Source organism: Alteribacter populi, from assembly GCF_002352765.1.
Taxonomy (GTDB): Bacteria; Bacillota; Bacilli; order Bacillales; family Salisediminibacteriaceae; genus Alteribacter; species Alteribacter populi.
The window spans coordinates 2,563,640-2,580,445 of sequence record NZ_KZ293963.1 but is presented as its reverse complement, the minus strand read 5'-3'; the positions used below and the strand labels follow the sequence as shown (position 1 = coordinate 2,580,445).

Here is a 16,806-nt window from a genome sequence, read left to right as displayed (position 1 = left end):
ATTAGGTCACTCTTTTCTTTTTTGATCGTAGTAAAGATTATGACATTAATAATTCGAACTTTTTATCACCACACCTCCATTTGAAGTTTTGCGCGCATCATCAATTTATCACTAAAAAATTAACTTTGTAAAAAATAATTACCATAATTATATTATTTTTCATAATATACCATAAAGTATCATGAACTTTAAAAAGGAATAAGAAATTTTATGTAGTAATTTAGAAGATTTAAAGGTTTTTACTTAATAAGAGCTGAGATTTTTCTGTTTACGGCAAACTAAAAATGTAGGTTATGCTCTTCCTTTGCCATAAGTAATTCCTCAACTAACTCAGAATCAGTGATAAACTTGTCCTTGTATCCGTTTTGAATCATTTCAATCTCTAGTCCTGTGGCCAAATGACCGTACTGTGCTACGTTAGACTTTTGAATTTTATAATGATGAAATTCAAGAGATGACGGCTGTTTGTGAAAATAATTCTATAGAATTAAGTTTATTTGTGGGCCAAGAGGGACCTGGGATATCAGTGCCCAACCTTTGACTACCTCGGGGCAATCGATTGCTTTAAGACACGAAGGAGTAGATCAATTAGTTTACGCTATGGAAGATTTGAAACGCGGAGCTGAATTGGGTTTGAGAGGGGCTTTAGTTGCAGATGAAGGCCTATTACTTCTGACAAAGGAAATGAAACGGCATAAAATACTTCCAGATGATTTTGTCGTAAAAGTATCTGTTCAAGTTTCTGCTGCTAATCCAGTTTCCGCAAAAATGCTAGAAGATATGGGAGCTGATATCATTAATGTACCCACATCACTTACACTCCCTAAACTTGTATCAATTAGGCAGGCCATCGATATTCCTATGGATATATATATAGAAGTACCTGATAACTACGGGGGGTTTTTAAGGTACTATGAAATCCCAGAAATCATTAGAGTGTTATCTCCTGTATATATTAAATTTGGATTGAAAAATCATCCAGATGTCTATCCATCTGGAAAGCACCTAAATGATATTAATATTAATTTATGTAAGGAACGGGTATATCTTGCGTTGATTGGCATGCAGATGATTCATCGTTATTATCCTGATGCAAAAATGTCAAATGTCGGTGTTGACGATTTAGGAGTTCCGTTAGTTCAACCTAAGTTCAACATAAAATAAGTAGAGGGGGAAGTAAGGGGACGGTTACTTGCTTCCGATTGCTCTCATGTATGTTTTGAAAGCCTCCCGAAAGGTATAATGCCTTTTGGAGGCTTTTTTTAATTTGGGTTCAAGACTTTATTTGAGTTTTTGAGAGTAAAAAAGCCCAAAATAATTATAAGTGGGATTATTTTAACAATATAGCAGGTCTTAGAAAACATCGTTTAAGTGCCTTACAACATTGTGCCAATGATATGGGAGAGTTCAGCGAAAGATATATTCCTGTTACTTTACCTTCTTTACCATTTATGAATGAAGAATTTGATATTTTACTATCTGCACATTTTTTATTTATGTATGCGGATAGATTAGATTATCAATTTCACATCGAAACGGTAAAGGAGTTATTGAGGGTAACTTAAGAGGAAGTTCGTATTTTTCCTTTAGTCGATTTAGAAGGAAAGCGATATGAATTTTTAGATGAAATTGTAGGTTATCTCCAAGAAAACGGATACGTAGTAGAAGAAATTAAAGCACGGTATGAATTTCAAGAAAATGCAAATTCAATGTTAAAAATTAGAAGCATAGAGAAGCATAGGGACGGTTCTCGCGCTTCCTTGAATGAATGAGGTTTGGTTAATTTAGGAAACCCATTCTCTCGGAAGATTATTTTTCCAGGATGCTGTGTTTGTGAATGCTGTAGCGATGTATCTTTACAAGAAGAAGGATAAGTCACTTATATTCCTATGTTTTTTCGCAGTGTTTTATATTTATCTAGTTAATGTAATTAAGTACACCCAGTTTCCTTTACTACTTAGTAGTGCATACATACCAGAACATTATATCCCTGACTATATAAATCTTATATCGTTTAATCATTTTGGTCTTCAGATTATGATATTGAATATTATTATGACTACTCCTTTTGGTTTTGGTTTGCCATTTATTAAAACCGTTAACTGGAAAAAGGTTATTACAGGTGTTTTTTTACTATCTCTTATATTAGAGCTAACTCAATTAACCTTTCATTTTCTTCTTCCTTTTCATGACCGATTAGTCGATGTTAATGATATTATTGCGAATGTGTTAGGTGGTATTATAGGTTTCCTATTATTTAAAGGGTTTATTAAGTTTTATAGCAATATTTTATTAAAAGACAAATTGGAAGCGAATCCTATTTTAACATATATCCATCAAGTAGCTCTAAATCATAAGAATTAAAATTGGTTTAACCAGAGACTGGTAAAAATTATGTTGAAGAGGAACAGCAAGTATTAGCTTTAAAAGATATCGTTAAAGTAATGGGTGTTTGAAAAGTGCTTCATAACGACAATTGAACCAATTTCATAATCATCATTCTAAAAATGGTGAGAGCTCCACAGGTCGCCCGAGACGAGATTTTTTGACGACCGCATTCACTAAGGGAGCCATATTTATAGCTCATTGTAACGTTGGTTGTCTTACAATAGACATGGAGGGTTCCTCCCATTCGATTTAATTTGCTTGTCACTTACTAAATTCGACTTTTGGGGAGGTACCTTTTTTGCCTCTCTCAGAACTGTTGAGCTACGTGAACTTAGGATTATGAAACTTATTCATATAAAAACACTTTACAAAATTATCAGAAAGTTATAACATTAAATATGTAGACCGATTGGTATATTTTTTGATTTGAAAAGGTGGACTATACAAAATGAAAAAGAACTCTCGTGAGGAAATGATTAAAACTACCGCTTTGTTACTTCAGACGAAAGGTTATTTTGGTACGGGTTTAAATGATATTATTAAAGAAAGTGGAGCACCAAAAGGTTCAATCTACTATCATTTTCCTAATGGTAAAGAGCAATTAGCTTTGGAAGCAATTGAATGGACTAAAAAGAATGTAACAAAGTTTATTAAAGACAAGTTGACTCAATATGAAGACCCAGTAGAAGCAATACAAGAATACATATTAGATAGTGCAGAAAGATTCGAAAAAGAAAATTATTTTCAAGGAGTCCCTATTACTGCTATTGTTCTTGAAACGTCTTCTACGAGTGAGATGCTTAGGGATGCATGTAGAAACGTGTTCGAAGCATGGCATAAAGTGATTGCTGACAAGCTTTTAATAAATGGTTTTGAAAAAGAAGTAGCTTTTGAACTGGCTATGACTGTGAATGTAATGATCCAAGGGGCGTTGGTTATTTGTTTAACGCGAAAAGACGCTAGCGCATTAAGAGTAATTGCCGATAAGATTCCAACATTAATCAATCAAAGATAATTTTTTTAGATTATTATATAGACCGGTCTACTATAAGGTTTAACTAAAATCATAGGAGGAGTAAAATGCATAAAATTGATGAAATTATGAGTGCTAGTGATTACATTAAAAGTCTAATTGGCTATGAACCTGAAGTTGGAATGATTTTAGGTTCTGGTTTAGGAGACCTTGCAGATGATATTGAAGATGCAGTTATTATTCCATATGAAGAGATTCCTTTCTTCTCAAAATCGGAAGCTGAAGGTCATTCGAATGAGTTGGTAATAGGAAAACTAGAAGGGAAAAATGTAGTAGCGATGAAAGGTCGTTATCATTATTACGAAGGCTACTCTCTAGACGAAGTAACCTTCCCAGTTCGCGTAATGAAAGCATTAGGAATAAATAAACTTATTATTACAAATGCATGTGGTGCTGTGAATACTGACTTTAACCCTGGAGACCTCATGCTGATTACTGATCATCTTAATCTAGTTGGTACAAACCCTTTAATAGGAAGAAATAATGCTGAATTAGGCCCACGCTTTCCTGATGTCTCGAAGGTATACGATAGAGAAATGAGAAGCCTCGCCTTAAAAATCGCTAAAGAAGAGGGGATAACATTGCAACAAGGTGTGTATGGGTGGTGGAGTGGTCCAGTCTATGAAACTCCAGCAGAAATTCGTATGATTCGGATATTAGGTGGGGATGCGATTGGAATGTCGACAGTACCTGAAGCAACTGTAGCTGTTCATTCTGGTCTAAGGGTATTAGGGATTTCCTGTTTAACAAACATGGCTTGTGGAATTTTAGATCAACCTTTAAGCCACGATGAAGTAATAGAAGTCGCTGGTAAGGTAAGGAGCAAGTTTATAAAGTTAATTAAGAGTATCTTAACAGAGTTTTAAATAATATTTATGTATTTGAGGTTTTATTTCACCCTCTGAGGTTGACTACAGCTATGAGAAATAAATCTCTCCAATACTCGGTTAAATTTTCCGAATAGTCTAAATTTATATCAGGGGGAGTGTTCCATGAGTATTTTATGGGGGATGTTTGGCTGTAGTCTAATTATACTTATTTCTATTTTACTATCAGAGGATAGGAAACGTATTAATGTTCGTACCGTGATGATTGGATTTCTTCTGCAAATAATATTTGGAATTATCGTACTAAGATGGGATGTCGGACTGCAAATTATCCAGTATTTATCTTTAGGTATAACTAATTTAATAAATTACGGACATGAAGGATTGTCATTTGTATTTGGCCCGTTAGCGGATCGGGATGGATCAGTTGCTGTTTTTGCTGTAAATGTGCTAGGTATGATTATTTTTTTAACTGTGCTCATTGCTTTGTTATATTACTTTGGAATCATGCAGTTTGTTGTAAGAATTATTGGAGGGTTTATTTCAAAAGTAATGCAGACATCATACGCTGAGTCGGTAGCTGCTGCTGCAAATATATTTATTGGTAATACTCAAGCTCCCTTAGTTGTAAAGCCATATATAGCTAACATGTCAAGGTCGCAAATATTTTCTGTAATGGTAGGTGGTCTCGCTTCTGTGTCGGGGGCAGTGTTAATGGGACTTGCAGCAATGGGGATTCCTATTGAATATCTTCTCTCTGCAGCAGTAATGTCTGCTCCCGCTGGTTTAATGATAGCGAAGTTTGTTATTCCTGAAACTGACAAGATCGATTACGAAGAGTGGAAACAATCAGATGATTCAATGAGTGTAAACAAAGAAGACACCAATATTATTGATGTTATTTTTGTGAATTCGAAAGAAGGTTTACATTATGCGATCAATGTTGGATTAATGTTAATCATGTTTATTGGATTAATAGCACTGCTTAACGGGATCATGGGCTTTGCCGGGTCATTAGTGGGGTTAGAGAATCTATCATTAGAATTAATCTTAGGTTATATATTTGCTCCAATTGCCTTTGTGATTGGTATACCATGGAGTGAAGTTGTTTTGGCTGGGAATCTGCTTGCTCAGAAGTTTTTGTTAAATGAGTTTGTCGCATTTGCTACATTTTCTTCAAGTCTAGAAAATTTTTCTGATCGATCAATTGCTATTTTAACATTTGCATTAAGTGGATTTGCAAACTTCGGTGCAGCAGGAAGCATTGTAGGTATGCTATCCAGAATGGTTCCTCATCGAAAAAATGAAGTTCAGAAATTAGCTATAAAGGCTCTTATTGCTGCGACGCTAGCTAACCTTTTAAACGGCGCAATTGTTATGATGTTATTGTGAGGAAGCATAGGGACGGTTCTCTTGCTTCCCAAATCATCGGATTTTTTTGAAATGAGGAGTAAAACAGATGTTTTATCTCCTCATTTTTCTTCTCCACTCTTCAGAACGCTGTATGGCTCTAACCTTGCTTTCTTGATAGCTCACCGATATATATCTACATACAAAACAATAGTATCCAAAAAACCTAGATATCAAGTGCTGTTTGCCTTAACATGGTTATTATTACCGGAGTTCGGAATGAATCAAACAGGACTTTTAAGATCATGATGCTATGGGTTAGTGCTTCAATCATATTAGTGGCATCAATCCACAAATTAGAAGTGGATGTATGACCTTGACAAACTAAAATTATTTTTAATGAAATAGGTAAGGTTACATTAAGTACTAACGGGAGAGCTTTAGTACAAGATTCAGTTGTTCTGCTTACTGTAAGAAAGGGAATCTAATTTAAGAAGGGGTAGGATATTATTTAAGAAAGCATTTTCCGATATTAGACTTTTTAGGAATGCACTAGGAGGGATCAAACATGCTCAATGATAGCCAAATTAAAGAAATGATTAATAAAGCTATTACCTTAATAGAATTGAACTATGTAATCGAGGAAAAGAAGGATAAGATAATTGATGGTTTACGGAAAAATCTTGAGAATGGTGACTATTACCGAATATCTGATGATGATTTACTGACAAAGAAAATAACAGATGATTTATTTAAACTCAGTGACGATAAACATCTATATATTAGAACTTTATCCAAGCGAGGTAATGAAAAAAAATTAAGCTACGAAGAATGGTTAAAACAGGAGAGAGAAGAGGAGATTAGAGGTAATTTTGGCTTTTCAGAGGTAAAAATTATCGAAGAAAACATTGGTTATTTAAGGATTAAAAAATTTATGAACCCAGACCGTGGTATTCATACTGCCATTTCTGCAATGCAATTTATTGAAAACACGAATGCAACAGTGATTGATCTTAGAGACAATGGTGGTGGATATGGCGGACTGGCTGAGTTTATCATAAGCTATTTTTTCAACGACGAGCCAAAGCTTCTTTCAACTACAAAGTTTAAAGAAGAGGATATGAGGATAATGCAAGCATATACACATCCTTTTGTAGTAGGAAAAAGGAGACTGAATCATAAATTATTTATTATCATTAATGAAAAGACAGGTTCAGCGGCAGAATACTTTGCATATGTTCTTCAGGCAAATAAGAAGGCAATTATTGTAGGGGAAAAATCATCTGGAGCAGCTAACAGAAATACTTTCTATCCACTAAATGATACATTAAGAATATCTATATCTACTGGTACGCCCATTATCGAAGCGACAAGTGAAAATTGGGAAGGGGTAGGAGTAATACCTGATATCCCATGTGATCCTAATAATGCATTAGAGAAGATTATGTCTGAGCTAGATGAGAATAATTAAAAACGTTTTTAAGATATATACATAAAGTTAAGCGGGAGCAACAGTTCAATAAGTTCATTACAACAAACAGACTTCCCATAATGGGTGTCTGTTTTTTTACCTTAGCAGGTGCTTTTCTAAAAGCTGAAGTGGGGTTGGATTATAGTTCCAGATAAGAAGAGCACTTCAATAAACGGCTTAGCGTTTGTAAACAATCTAAAATCCAAATGAAGCCAAAATATGCATTAACACTCTTATGCATATTTTGGCTTTTTAAAATTCGTAGTTAGGCTTCAACGAATTCTAATTTAGGAAAACAAGCTTACAATCCAGCCCATTAAAATTCCCACAATACCAAAGTCGGAGTCGCCAAATGTGGTTCCTTCGAATCCTAGTGAGCCAAGAACAGGAAGGAGGAGAGCGGGTAAGAAGCTAATTAAGATTCCATTGGTGATTGCTCCAAGTATAGCTCCTCGTCGTCCTCCCATAGCATTACCAAATACGCCGGCAGCTGCTCCTGTAAAGAAATGGGGGACAAGCCCCGGTACGATTAGTGCTAATCCAAAAGCAGGGAGGAGAAACATGCTGCCAAGGCCTGCCGCGAAGCTAAATAGGAAACCGATGATGACGGCATTCGGTGCAAATGGGAAAACGATGGGTGCATCTAGAGCTGGCTTGGCATTGGGTACGATTTTGTCTGCAATGCCTTTAAACGCTGGTACGATTTCAGCAAGAAGCATACGAACACCGGCCAATACTACATAAACTCCAGCTGCAAAGGTAATAGCTTGCATGATTGAGAAGAGAATAAAGTTCGTGCCATCACTTAATTCTGTTTCAATATACGTTGATCCAGCAAAGAGTGCGACGATGATGAATAGAATCGCCATTGTTAAGGATACGGCAACAGAAGTATCACGCAAGAAACCTAGTGATTTTGGTACTTTAATGTCTTCCGTTGTTTTTTCTTTGTTTCCAAAGTACTTACCAATTGTTCCTGAGACAAAGTATCCAAATGACCCAAAGTGTCCAAGGGCGATGTCATCATTTCCTGTAATCTCTCTCATATAGGGTTGTAGAATAGCAGGAAAGAATACCATTAAAGCTCCAAGTATAATAGACCCTGTTACCACTAGTGGAATTCCACTCATCCCACCCGTGCTTAAAATGACCGCGATCATACATGCCATAAACAAAGTATGGTGACCCGTTAAGAAAATAAACTTAAATGGAGTAAGACGAGCAATGGCAATGTTGGCTACCATTCCAAAGAGCATAATCATTGCTGTTTCCGTGCCGAATGTTTGTTGAGCAACGGCTACAATTGCTTCATTATTTGGGATGACACCCCGGATATTAAAAGCCGTTTCAAACATTTGTGAAAAGAAATCAAGTGAGGAAATAAGGACTCCTGCGCCGATTCCTAAAATAACAAACCCCATAATCGTTTTTAATGTGCCGGAAACAGTGTCTGCAGCGCTTTTCCTTTGCAAAAGTAACCCAAGAAGAGCGAATAGACCTACCAGGATTTCTGGTGTTCCTAATATGTCATTCATAATTAGATCGGTCATTGATTATCTCTCCTCGACAATATGTTTTTGTAAGGCCTCTTTTAATTCTTGTTGATTTAATAAATTGACGAGTGGGATGATCTTTCTAGTGCCATCATCTAGATTATCAGTGATATCTATGGAGCCAATGTAGTAATCTGCTGGTTCCGTTTTTGATGTTGCCAGGTCTGTATGAGAAACTTCTGCCTCAATGCATAATTCTTTAAGTGCTTTCTTTACATTCATTTCAACGATAAAACTACTTCCTAACCCATTTCCACATACAACTAAAATTTTCATTATTTATTCCCCCTGTTTTTTATTCAGAATATTTATCTATTAAACTTTGAAGATCTTCTATTGTTCTTGCGTTGATTAACGTATCGATGTTTTCTTCATCAGATAGCATAGAAGATAGTTGTGATAATGCTTTTAAATGTGTTTCGTTATCGGTTGCAGCTAAAATAAAAATTAATGAAGCTTGATGTCTTACTTCTTTTGAAAAAGCAATAGGCTGATGTAATTTCAATAAGCCCATGGCTAATTTGTTTACTCCATCTTCAGGTCTAGCATGTGGAATGGCTACATGTGGTGCAATAATCACATATGGACCTAATTCGTTAATATTCGTGATCATCGCATCAATGTAGTCTTTTGTGATCAAATCTTTTTCTAGTAATGGCGCTGCAGCTAATTCAACCGCACTTTGCCAACTATCAACTTTGTTTGCTAATTGAATAGATGATCCATCAATAATTTCGTTTAGCATAGGTTTGTAAGGCTCCCTTATGTGTAGATGGTTATCGGAAAGGATATTTTCAATTTCTGTAAGCAATTGCTTTTGATTGTGAACGGTCGCATGTTTCCCAATTGATTTTAGTATTTGATTGGTTTGTTCATTTTGTGAAGTAACAAATGATTGATTTAATGTTCGATTCACATACGTTAATAGTCGCTCTTTTTCCAAATCACTTAAAATTGCATTTACATGAAATGTTGGTAAATGTTGATCTGGAATAGATACAGTAGTGAATACAATTTCTGCATCGCTTCTTATTTTTTCAATCGAAGTGACAACTTCAAAATCGAGAGTAGAAAATAATGATTCTAGCTGACTCTTAAGGATCTGAGATGTTCCAACACCGCTTGAACAAACGATCACGGCAGTTTTTCTAGACACTGGTGTATTACCTTCTTTTCTCATCCAGCCACCGAAATGCATGGCAATATAAGCAAGTTCATCCTCATTAACGATGGTTCCGAAAAAGCTCTCTAAATGATGTACAACTTTTTTCGTAAGTTGAAAGACTTCACCATATTTTTCTTTAACCGAGGTCGTTAAGGGATTCTTGAGTTGGATACCGTACTTCAATCGATAGTAGGCGGGACGAATGTGAATAAGTAAGTTTTGTTCAACCGCTTGATAGTTATCGAATTCGATACATGAATATCGTTGAAAGTCGATCACCATCTTTCGGACGACAGTATGCAGGCCGCCTATCTTATCTAACTGTTTTTCAGATTGATTTCTTAAACTTAATAGAAAGATAGTGAAGTAACAGACCTCATGTTCTGGAATCGTTAGGTTGAATTGCTTACTTAATTGATCAGCTATTACTAAGGCACCTTTATAAGCCGGACTCGCGTTTAAAGCTTCTCTTTCATCAGGATTTAGTGAAATGACGAAACCTAACCGTACTCGGTGGATGAAGAAAGCAAGATGCCATGAAAGTTCAGAGATAGCTTCAGAAGTGAGCTGCAACTCAAATTCTTTTTGAAGTCTACTTACTAACCTGTCACATTGCTTTACCATATCAAGCAAATGAGGATCAAAGTGTGACCAGGATGCTTTCATTTCATTCGATAATTCACTAGACGCAGGGTAATTAAACGTATCTATAAACAACTTACGGATTTGATACTCAGATCCAGTCATGAAATATCCTTTACTTCGTTGGAACAGAACTTCCAACTGATACCTCTTACATGTTCTCTTAACAGCTTTTATATCAGCTAAACAAGAGTTGCGACTCACTTTGGTCATATCCATAAATTCTTGTAGATACAGAGAGTCTGTATTGGTAAGCAAAGCGATTAAGATCAATTTTTCACGTTCAGCTGCTGTGAAATAATAGTCTATCGTACTGTTTAATCGAATGAGATTAGGAATGCGAGCTCTTGAATCCTCTGTCACAAAGACTCCTAAAGACTTAACGCTTTGAACTTCTTCTAACTTTTGCTCTTTTAACCAATCGTTTATTTTTTCAAGGTTGTAATAAATCGTTCGTCTTGAGACTCGTAAACTTTCACCTAACTCCCTAATGGAGATGGGGGATTTAGTTTCAATTAGCAAGTGGAGTAATTGAGAACTTCGTTGATCTAATGACATCAAATCACCTTCTTTGTTTAATGCTAGCTAGCAGTGTGCAAGTTAGGTAACTAATTGAGCCTCTTAACCTTATAGTAACGGGATTTATATCCGTTTAGAAGTCCGAATGGTGAACAATTCACTGTGCAAAATTGGACTGATCTGGTTCGGTGCCTGTCACCATCCGAAATTTGTCGAGGTATAATGGGATGATAGGTTCGGCGTTTCGAGGGACATGGGGACAGCTTTTCATGCAACAAGGGGACGGAATTAGTCAAGAAGAATTCGGGGCTGAAGCTGAATTATTAAAGAATCTTAATATGGACAATTTAGAAAACAACACAGAAGAAGAAATAGCATCTTTAAGCCCTGAAGCCCAAGAAATGTATGTGGCTATTATCTTATTTGAAAAGGAAGATTATTTGAGTGTTGGGACTGGATCAAATGAATTTTCCCCAAAGTTTATGGACCATCTCCTATTCAAACGTACGAATATTATTTATTACCTGATGATGTAAGAGAAATTAATCAAGTTGCTGCTAGAGTCGGTCTTGGTGGAGGTTTAGCGACTGCTTTAGCAGCGTATTTTAAACCCCTCTCACAATTGTGGTGGCGGCGATTGGAAGCTTTGGGATCGCTGAATTAAATGCTTGTAATATGGGGAATGGAGTAACAATTCACAGAACGAGAATAGGTTCTATGAACACGTACTTCTGTGAGCCTGCATGATAAAAAAACAGTGGAGAGTCTTTAGTGTGACTCTCCACTGTTTTTTTGTTATCTATCCTCCATTTTCTTGAAATAATGGAATTGCTGATAAAGAAAAATATTAAGCCTGCAATTAATATCACAAAAGAAGTAGAAACGATTATACCTTCCGTTGACATTACATACCAGGAGTCAATAAACAATGCAATACTGAAGAAAAGACAGGTGATCTGTGAAGCTTTTTTTCCTGAATTACTTTCTTTTTTGTCTTTTGTCGTATCTTTTAAAAAAAGGTTTAGTAACTTAATCTTAAGTCCCGCCTTATAAGTATGATGTGTTTTGAGTTTATCTTAACATCAGATACATGACTTTTCTATTTACAGACGTTTTATTTGTTTTCCCTTGGGGACTGGGGCAGGTCCCGTGTCCCGGGAGAAGCACAGGGAGAAGCACAGGGACGGTTCGTTGCTTCTTTCCCGGTTGGAAAAGGTCGTTCGGGGAGGGTTTGGTGCGGAGTTTTGTTTTAAAATACAAACTTACTTTGAGCGGTGATAGGATGTGGTAGCAGAGGCTAGCATCCCCCATCGCCTTTAATTTTTTTCAGCAGAAATGCTGATGTAATCATACATAGAGATTAAACTTTTTAAAATTTTAAATTAAACAAAAATCCCATTAGAGAAATTAAATTTTCTTAAAGTAAAAAAATACATTTTTTAATGAAGAAAAAGTAACAGTTGAATAGTGGAGGTATTAAAAATGTCAGCAAAAATCACAAGTATTGGCTTAAAAGGCTTGGAAGGGTAGCGTGTTTGCAAAATGAACTCATTGTATTCTTGGAATAGTATATTAAAATCAATTACTGCTTGTTCTGTTAATACATGCTCCTCTTCATCTGGTACTGTTTCTTCATCATCCTCTTTCTCAGAAGTTTTTTCTTCTTTAACCAAAAGAGTATTATCTTAATACTGTTCTTTCTTTTCTTTCTCGACTTCATTACTAGTTCCTTTTGTATTACCAACCTCTTCGTCACCCTTTGCTATTCGTCGGTACACCCAGTGGTTCTGTGTAGTTTGTAATAACTGTATTAAGTTTACACATGAGATTATTGGATTAGACGAATGTACGTACATTATTTTTTTTGAGAGTAGGAAGGCATTGAGAGGCGGTTAATTTCCTTATGATTGATACCTCAGAGGTCGACCAGAAATCGAAGCAGGCTGCGTAGGAGATGTATTCTTGTTTATTAAGATAATTGTAACTTCTGCCGGTTTTATCTGCTAGGAATTAGTATCCATATAAATTACTTGATAATAAAAATGAAGAATTTTCAGCAATTGTTGAAGGTTTTTTTATTGCAGAAAGTCTGTCACGATCATAACTTCAGGCAGGTGACATGAAAAAATGTAAACTATTTGTGAAGATATTTCGCAGAAGCAGTTGACACTTTTCTGATAATTCAGTAACATAGGATGCAACATAACGGGTCCTGGATCCAGTATACCGTACACAACAAAAAGGAGGGGTTTCCTTGAAAGGAATTACTTTTCAACGGCCTTTGTACGAGCAGGTTTATGAAGATATTAAAGACAACATTTTGACAGGCAAATTGGCGCCGGGATCGAGAATTGTTTCGGCCAAGCTTGCTGAACATTATCAAATCAGCCGCACACCTCTCAGAGAGGCATTGCGACAGCTGCAGATAGAAGGATTGCTGGAAAACGATAAGGCAGGGTTATATGTAGTAAAGATTGATGCTGATGATTTTGAGGAGCTATGCGACTGCAGGTTGTACCTGGAGAAGGAAGTGATTCGCCTTGTCGTAGACGATGCGGGTGACGAACATCTGGAGGCTATTGAAAGACTATTATCTTACTCGGAAAAAGTCATCAAGGACGAAGGCAACAACCATAAAGAAATTCTGGAATTGAATGCCAGATTCCACAAACTGGTTATTGATTGCTGTTCAAATAAGAGGCTGATTCAGCTGGTCAATCAGATCCGGTCGGTTCTTCTGATTTATAGAGGCATGATTCTCCAGGACGAGACCCACAACTTGGAAATTTTTAAAGAGCATTTAACGATCTTCCACTGTATTAAAGACCGTAACAAGGAGAAGGCAGTCGAGGCGATTGAGATGCATCTCACAAACGACAAGCTACGGGGGAATAAGATGCTTAAGAAGGGAAGAAAAGAGACTTCCAATGGAAGTATGTAAGAACTGTATCAAGGCGCTTACCTCAAGATTGAATGTAAGCGCTTTACCATAAAGTTAGGAGGATTATAATGGGAGCTTTAAGAGGAATGAAAGTTCTGGATGCATCACAGATCATGGCAGGACCGTACTGCACGATGGTGCTGGCGGATCTAGGCGCGGAGGTTGTGAAGATTGAAAAAGCCAATGGGGGGGACGATTCCAGACAGATGGGGCCATACGTGAACGGGGAATCAACCAGCTTTTTTCAGATTAACCGGAATAAGAAAAGCTTGGGCCTTAACCTGAAGGAAGAAGAAGGGAAAAAGATTTTTTACGAATTGGCGAAAGAAGCAGATGTCATTGTAGAAAACTTCAGACCGGGCGTCTCGAAAAAACTGGAGATTGATTATGATACGATTAAAAAGCTGAACAGTGGAATTATTTACTGCTCGATCTCAGGTTACGGACAGAGCGGTCCGTACTCCCATAAAGGAGGGTTTGACCTTGTTGCCCAGGGGATGACCGGTATGATGAGTATGACGGGTGAACCTGAAGGAAAACCTATGAAATCAGGTATTGCAGTTTATGACATTGGAGCCGGGCTGACAGCGATTTATTCTATTTTGGCTGCTTATATTCACAAGCAGCAGACCGGTGAAGGTCAGTTTGTGGACGTTTCCTTAGTGGAATCAGGCCTTCCGTGGTTTGTATGGGAAGCAGCTGCTTATTTTGCCAACGAGACGATTCCAAAGGCAACTGGCTGGCGTCATCGCGTATCGGCACCATATCAGGCTCTTAAAGCGAAAGACAGATATATGATGCTCGGCTGTGCCAACCAGAGAACCTGGGAGCGCTTTGTCAATGATGTTGTCAATAAGCCTGAATGGCTGGAAGATCCTCGCTTTCTGACAAACTCATTAAGACATGAAAACGTGGAGGAACTAGAAGAATTAATAGAGGAAATCTTCTCAAAGGAAAAGTCAGAATATTGGATCAATAAGTGTGAAAAAGCCGGTGTTCCGGCAGGGCCGATTAATAATTTTGCACAGGCAATGGAAGATCCTCATGTCTTGGAAAGAGAAATGGTTCAGGAAGTTGATCATCCGACAATAGGGAAGATGAAAACGATCGGTTTTCCATCAAAACTATCTGCCACTCCGGGTCAGATTCAAAAACCTGCTCCTCTTTTTGGAGAGGACACGGAAGACATACTAAAATCGATTGGATTTGACGCAAACAAAGTTAATGAACTCCACGAAGCAGGTGTCGTTATAAAAAATGACAGCGCTGTCACTACGGGAAAATAGAAAAGCAACGGACTCTATCTAAATAACCAGAAAACAGGAGGGAATATCTTGAAGAAACTTAATTATCTAGTTGCTGGTATGGCGGTGTCATTTGCGATGGTTTTACAAGGATGTGGAAATGACGGTGTGGAAGGTTCTACTGAGGCAGGAAATGATTCAGCCGGGAGTGATAACGAAGAGTACCCTGTAAAAGACATTGAAGTAGTTGTCGGCTGGGGGGCAGGAGGAGGCAGTGACACTTTTGCAAGAGCAATTGCCAATGAACTGTCGGATATCCTGGATACGAATATCAATGTTGTGAACAATGAAGGTGCCTCTGGAGCCATTGCAGGTGACTACGTCCGGGAGAGGGATGCGGATGGTTACACGATCTGGGCCATTTCATCAAACTATCCGATCAATGTCGCTCAGGGAAATACGCCTCATGGTCTTGACGCCTATACTCCGGTTGGCCGGGTGCAGGATGACATTGTAACAATTCAGACTAAGGGCGGCGAATTCGCAAATATTGAAGACTTCCTCGATCGAGCTCAAGACGAAAAGATTACAGTTGGAGGAACGGGATCCCTTGGTTTTGATGAATTGATCCTCACACAGATGGAACTAGAAGCGGATGCTGACTTTAATTTTGTTCCTTATGAAAGTGCAGGAGAGATGCACGCTGCTCTGCTCGGCGGACACATTGACGCCCAAATTGAACAGTTCAGCCCGACTATTGGACAAGTAGAGGCCGGAGAGGTTGATATTCTTCTTGCTTTCAATGATGAGAGTGTTCCAGGCTATGAAGATGTTCCTTACGCTACTGAGTTTGGATGGGACGTAATAGAAGGGCAGAACCGCGGCTTGGTTGTTCATTCTGATACACCAGAATATATTGTGGATATTCTTGCAGAGGCGCTGGAAGAAGCAAAAGAACAGCCTCGTTATAAAGAATACGAGGAAGATTCTTACCTGCATCTGAGAGAGGGATGGCTGCCGTCAGAAGAGTGGGCAAAAGAACTGGAAAATGTCGTGGCGAATTACGAGGAATTACTTGAAGTGCTGGGTCAATAACATGAAGGCGGGAGTAATCTTCCGCCCTTCTTGTAAAAGAAAGGGGAGAAACGATGAAATATAACATTATTGTCTCTATAGGTACAATAGCATTTTCAGCTTTCTTCTTAATCGTTTCTTTTGGCATTGAAGGTCGTGCTGACAATCAGGTTATTGGTCCGACTTTCTGGCCGATTATGATCTTAACCATGATGGTTCTCCTCGGTGTTTTGCTTCTGGTTCAATCTATTCGGAAAAATAAGAATAGCGAAGCTCAGGTAAAAAAGGATGAAAACGTAGTAGACGAAATACTCGAAGAGACTACAGGGCAGACAAATATAAAGAATTTTTGGCTGCTTACAGCAGGACTTGTATTTTATATTTTCTCTCTGACCATTGTTGGCTTTGTACTGGCAACTGCTTTTATCATCTGCTATTCAGCCTGGCTGCTTGGAATGGAAAAGATTCGGTACCTTATTTTAATGCCGGTAGCTAGTACGCTGGTACTGGTGTTTGTCTTCCAAACTACTCTGAACATCCCCCTTCCTAGCGGGGTAGGAGTCTTTAGACAAATATCGATATTATTTTCCTAAAATCAG

General features: G+C 37.6%; 15 protein-coding genes. 11 read left to right on the top strand and 4 right to left on the bottom strand.

Features of this window, described 5'->3' with window-relative positions; translation table 11 throughout:
- Positions 1-537 precede the first annotated feature (537 nt).
- From CDZ94_RS12285 to CDZ94_RS12255, 6 genes are all read left to right on the top strand, one after another.
- Entirely contained in the window at positions 538-1,164 is a 627-nt protein-coding gene (locus CDZ94_RS12285; protein ID WP_342587630.1) for a U32 family peptidase, read from the top strand.
- A gap of 669 nt (positions 1,165-1,833) precedes the next feature.
- Positions 1,834-2,364 (top strand): VanZ family protein, encoded by a 531-nt coding sequence (locus CDZ94_RS12275; protein WP_096437433.1) that lies wholly within the window; start codon positions 1,834-1,836, stop codon positions 2,362-2,364.
- A gap of 472 nt (positions 2,365-2,836) precedes the next feature.
- Positions 2,837-3,403 carry a TetR/AcrR family transcriptional regulator gene (locus CDZ94_RS12270; protein WP_096437431.1) on the top strand — a complete coding sequence of 189 codons (567 nt, stop codon included), beginning with the start codon at positions 2,837-2,839 and terminating at the stop codon, positions 3,401-3,403.
- Positions 3,404-3,468: 65 nt separating this feature from the next.
- Positions 3,469-4,287, top strand: a complete 819-nt coding sequence (locus tag CDZ94_RS12265; RefSeq protein WP_096437429.1) for a purine-nucleoside phosphorylase — start codon at positions 3,469-3,471, stop codon at positions 4,285-4,287.
- 126 nt (positions 4,288-4,413) lie between these two features.
- Positions 4,414-5,640 carry a NupC/NupG family nucleoside CNT transporter gene (locus CDZ94_RS12260; protein ID WP_096437427.1) on the top strand — a complete coding sequence of 409 codons (1,227 nt, stop codon included), beginning with the start codon at positions 4,414-4,416 and terminating at the stop codon, positions 5,638-5,640.
- 526 nt (positions 5,641-6,166) lie between these two features.
- Positions 6,167-7,069, top strand: coding sequence for a S41 family peptidase (locus tag CDZ94_RS12255; protein WP_096437425.1), 903 nt, complete (start codon positions 6,167-6,169; stop codon positions 7,067-7,069).
- Positions 7,070-7,356: 287 nt separating this feature from the next.
- Here the strand turns inward: CDZ94_RS12255 and CDZ94_RS12250 are convergent, their stop codons facing one another.
- From CDZ94_RS12250 to CDZ94_RS12240, 3 genes are read right to left on the bottom strand one after another with little or no spacing between them, the layout of a single operon-like run.
- The gene (locus tag CDZ94_RS12250) at positions 7,357-8,619 is read right to left on the bottom strand and encodes a PTS ascorbate transporter subunit IIC (RefSeq protein WP_096437423.1); all 1,263 of its coding nucleotides are present in this window, start codon (positions 8,617-8,619) and stop codon (positions 7,357-7,359) included.
- 3 nt (positions 8,620-8,622) lie between these two features.
- Positions 8,623-8,901, bottom strand: coding sequence for a PTS sugar transporter subunit IIB (locus CDZ94_RS12245; RefSeq protein WP_096437421.1), 279 nt, complete (start codon positions 8,899-8,901; stop codon positions 8,623-8,625).
- A 16-nt stretch (positions 8,902-8,917) separates the two neighbouring features.
- Positions 8,918-10,987 (bottom strand): BglG family transcription antiterminator, encoded by a 2,070-nt coding sequence (locus CDZ94_RS12240; RefSeq protein WP_096437419.1) that lies wholly within the window; start codon positions 10,985-10,987, stop codon positions 8,918-8,920.
- Between the two features lie 230 nt (positions 10,988-11,217).
- On the opposite strand from CDZ94_RS12240, the gene CDZ94_RS12235 reads away from it, so the two are divergent.
- Positions 11,218-11,484, top strand: coding sequence for a hypothetical protein (locus CDZ94_RS12235; protein ID WP_096437417.1), 267 nt, complete (start codon positions 11,218-11,220; stop codon positions 11,482-11,484).
- 903 nt (positions 11,485-12,387) lie between these two features.
- Here the strand turns inward: CDZ94_RS12235 and CDZ94_RS12225 are convergent.
- The gene (locus CDZ94_RS12225; RefSeq protein WP_096437413.1) at positions 12,388-12,621 is read right to left on the bottom strand and encodes a hypothetical protein; all 234 of its coding nucleotides are present in this window, start codon (positions 12,619-12,621) and stop codon (positions 12,388-12,390) included.
- Positions 12,622-13,202: 581 nt separating this feature from the next.
- Between CDZ94_RS12225 and CDZ94_RS12220 the strand changes: the two genes are divergently transcribed.
- From CDZ94_RS12220 to CDZ94_RS12205, 4 genes are all read left to right on the top strand, one after another.
- The gene (locus tag CDZ94_RS12220) at positions 13,203-13,889 is read left to right on the top strand and encodes a GntR family transcriptional regulator (RefSeq protein ID WP_096437411.1); all 687 of its coding nucleotides are present in this window, start codon (positions 13,203-13,205) and stop codon (positions 13,887-13,889) included.
- 68 nt (positions 13,890-13,957) lie between these two features.
- Entirely contained in the window at positions 13,958-15,175 is a 1,218-nt protein-coding gene (locus tag CDZ94_RS12215) for a CaiB/BaiF CoA transferase family protein (RefSeq protein ID WP_096437409.1), read from the top strand.
- Between the two features lie 48 nt (positions 15,176-15,223).
- Entirely contained in the window at positions 15,224-16,228 is a 1,005-nt protein-coding gene (locus CDZ94_RS12210; RefSeq protein ID WP_096437407.1) for a tripartite tricarboxylate transporter substrate binding protein, read from the top strand.
- Positions 16,229-16,281: 53 nt separating this feature from the next.
- Complete coding sequence (locus CDZ94_RS12205; protein ID WP_096437405.1) at positions 16,282-16,800, top strand: tripartite tricarboxylate transporter TctB family protein; 519 nt, start codon at positions 16,282-16,284, stop codon at positions 16,798-16,800.
- The last annotated feature ends 6 nt before the right edge of the window (positions 16,801-16,806 follow it).

Coding starts and splice junctions, on each gene's coding strand:
- CDZ94_RS12270 (WP_096437431.1), top strand. CDS start 2,837: ATGAAAAAGAACTCTCGTGAGGAAATGATTAAAACTACCGCTTTGTTA.
- CDZ94_RS12265 (WP_096437429.1), top strand. CDS start 3,469: ATGCATAAAATTGATGAAATTATGAGTGCTAGTGATTACATTAAAAGT.
- CDZ94_RS12260 (WP_096437427.1), top strand. CDS start 4,414: ATGAGTATTTTATGGGGGATGTTTGGCTGTAGTCTAATTATACTTATT.
- CDZ94_RS12255 (WP_096437425.1), top strand. CDS start 6,167: ATGCTCAATGATAGCCAAATTAAAGAAATGATTAATAAAGCTATTACC.
- CDZ94_RS12250 (WP_096437423.1), bottom strand. CDS start 8,619: ATGACCGATCTAATTATGAATGACATATTAGGAACACCAGAAATCCTG.
- CDZ94_RS12240 (WP_096437419.1), bottom strand. CDS start 10,987: ATGTCATTAGATCAACGAAGTTCTCAATTACTCCACTTGCTAATTGAA.
- CDZ94_RS12235 (WP_096437417.1), top strand. CDS start 11,218: ATGCAACAAGGGGACGGAATTAGTCAAGAAGAATTCGGGGCTGAAGCT.
- CDZ94_RS12215 (WP_096437409.1), top strand. CDS start 13,958: ATGGGAGCTTTAAGAGGAATGAAAGTTCTGGATGCATCACAGATCATG.
- CDZ94_RS12205 (WP_096437405.1), top strand. CDS start 16,282: ATGAAATATAACATTATTGTCTCTATAGGTACAATAGCATTTTCAGCT.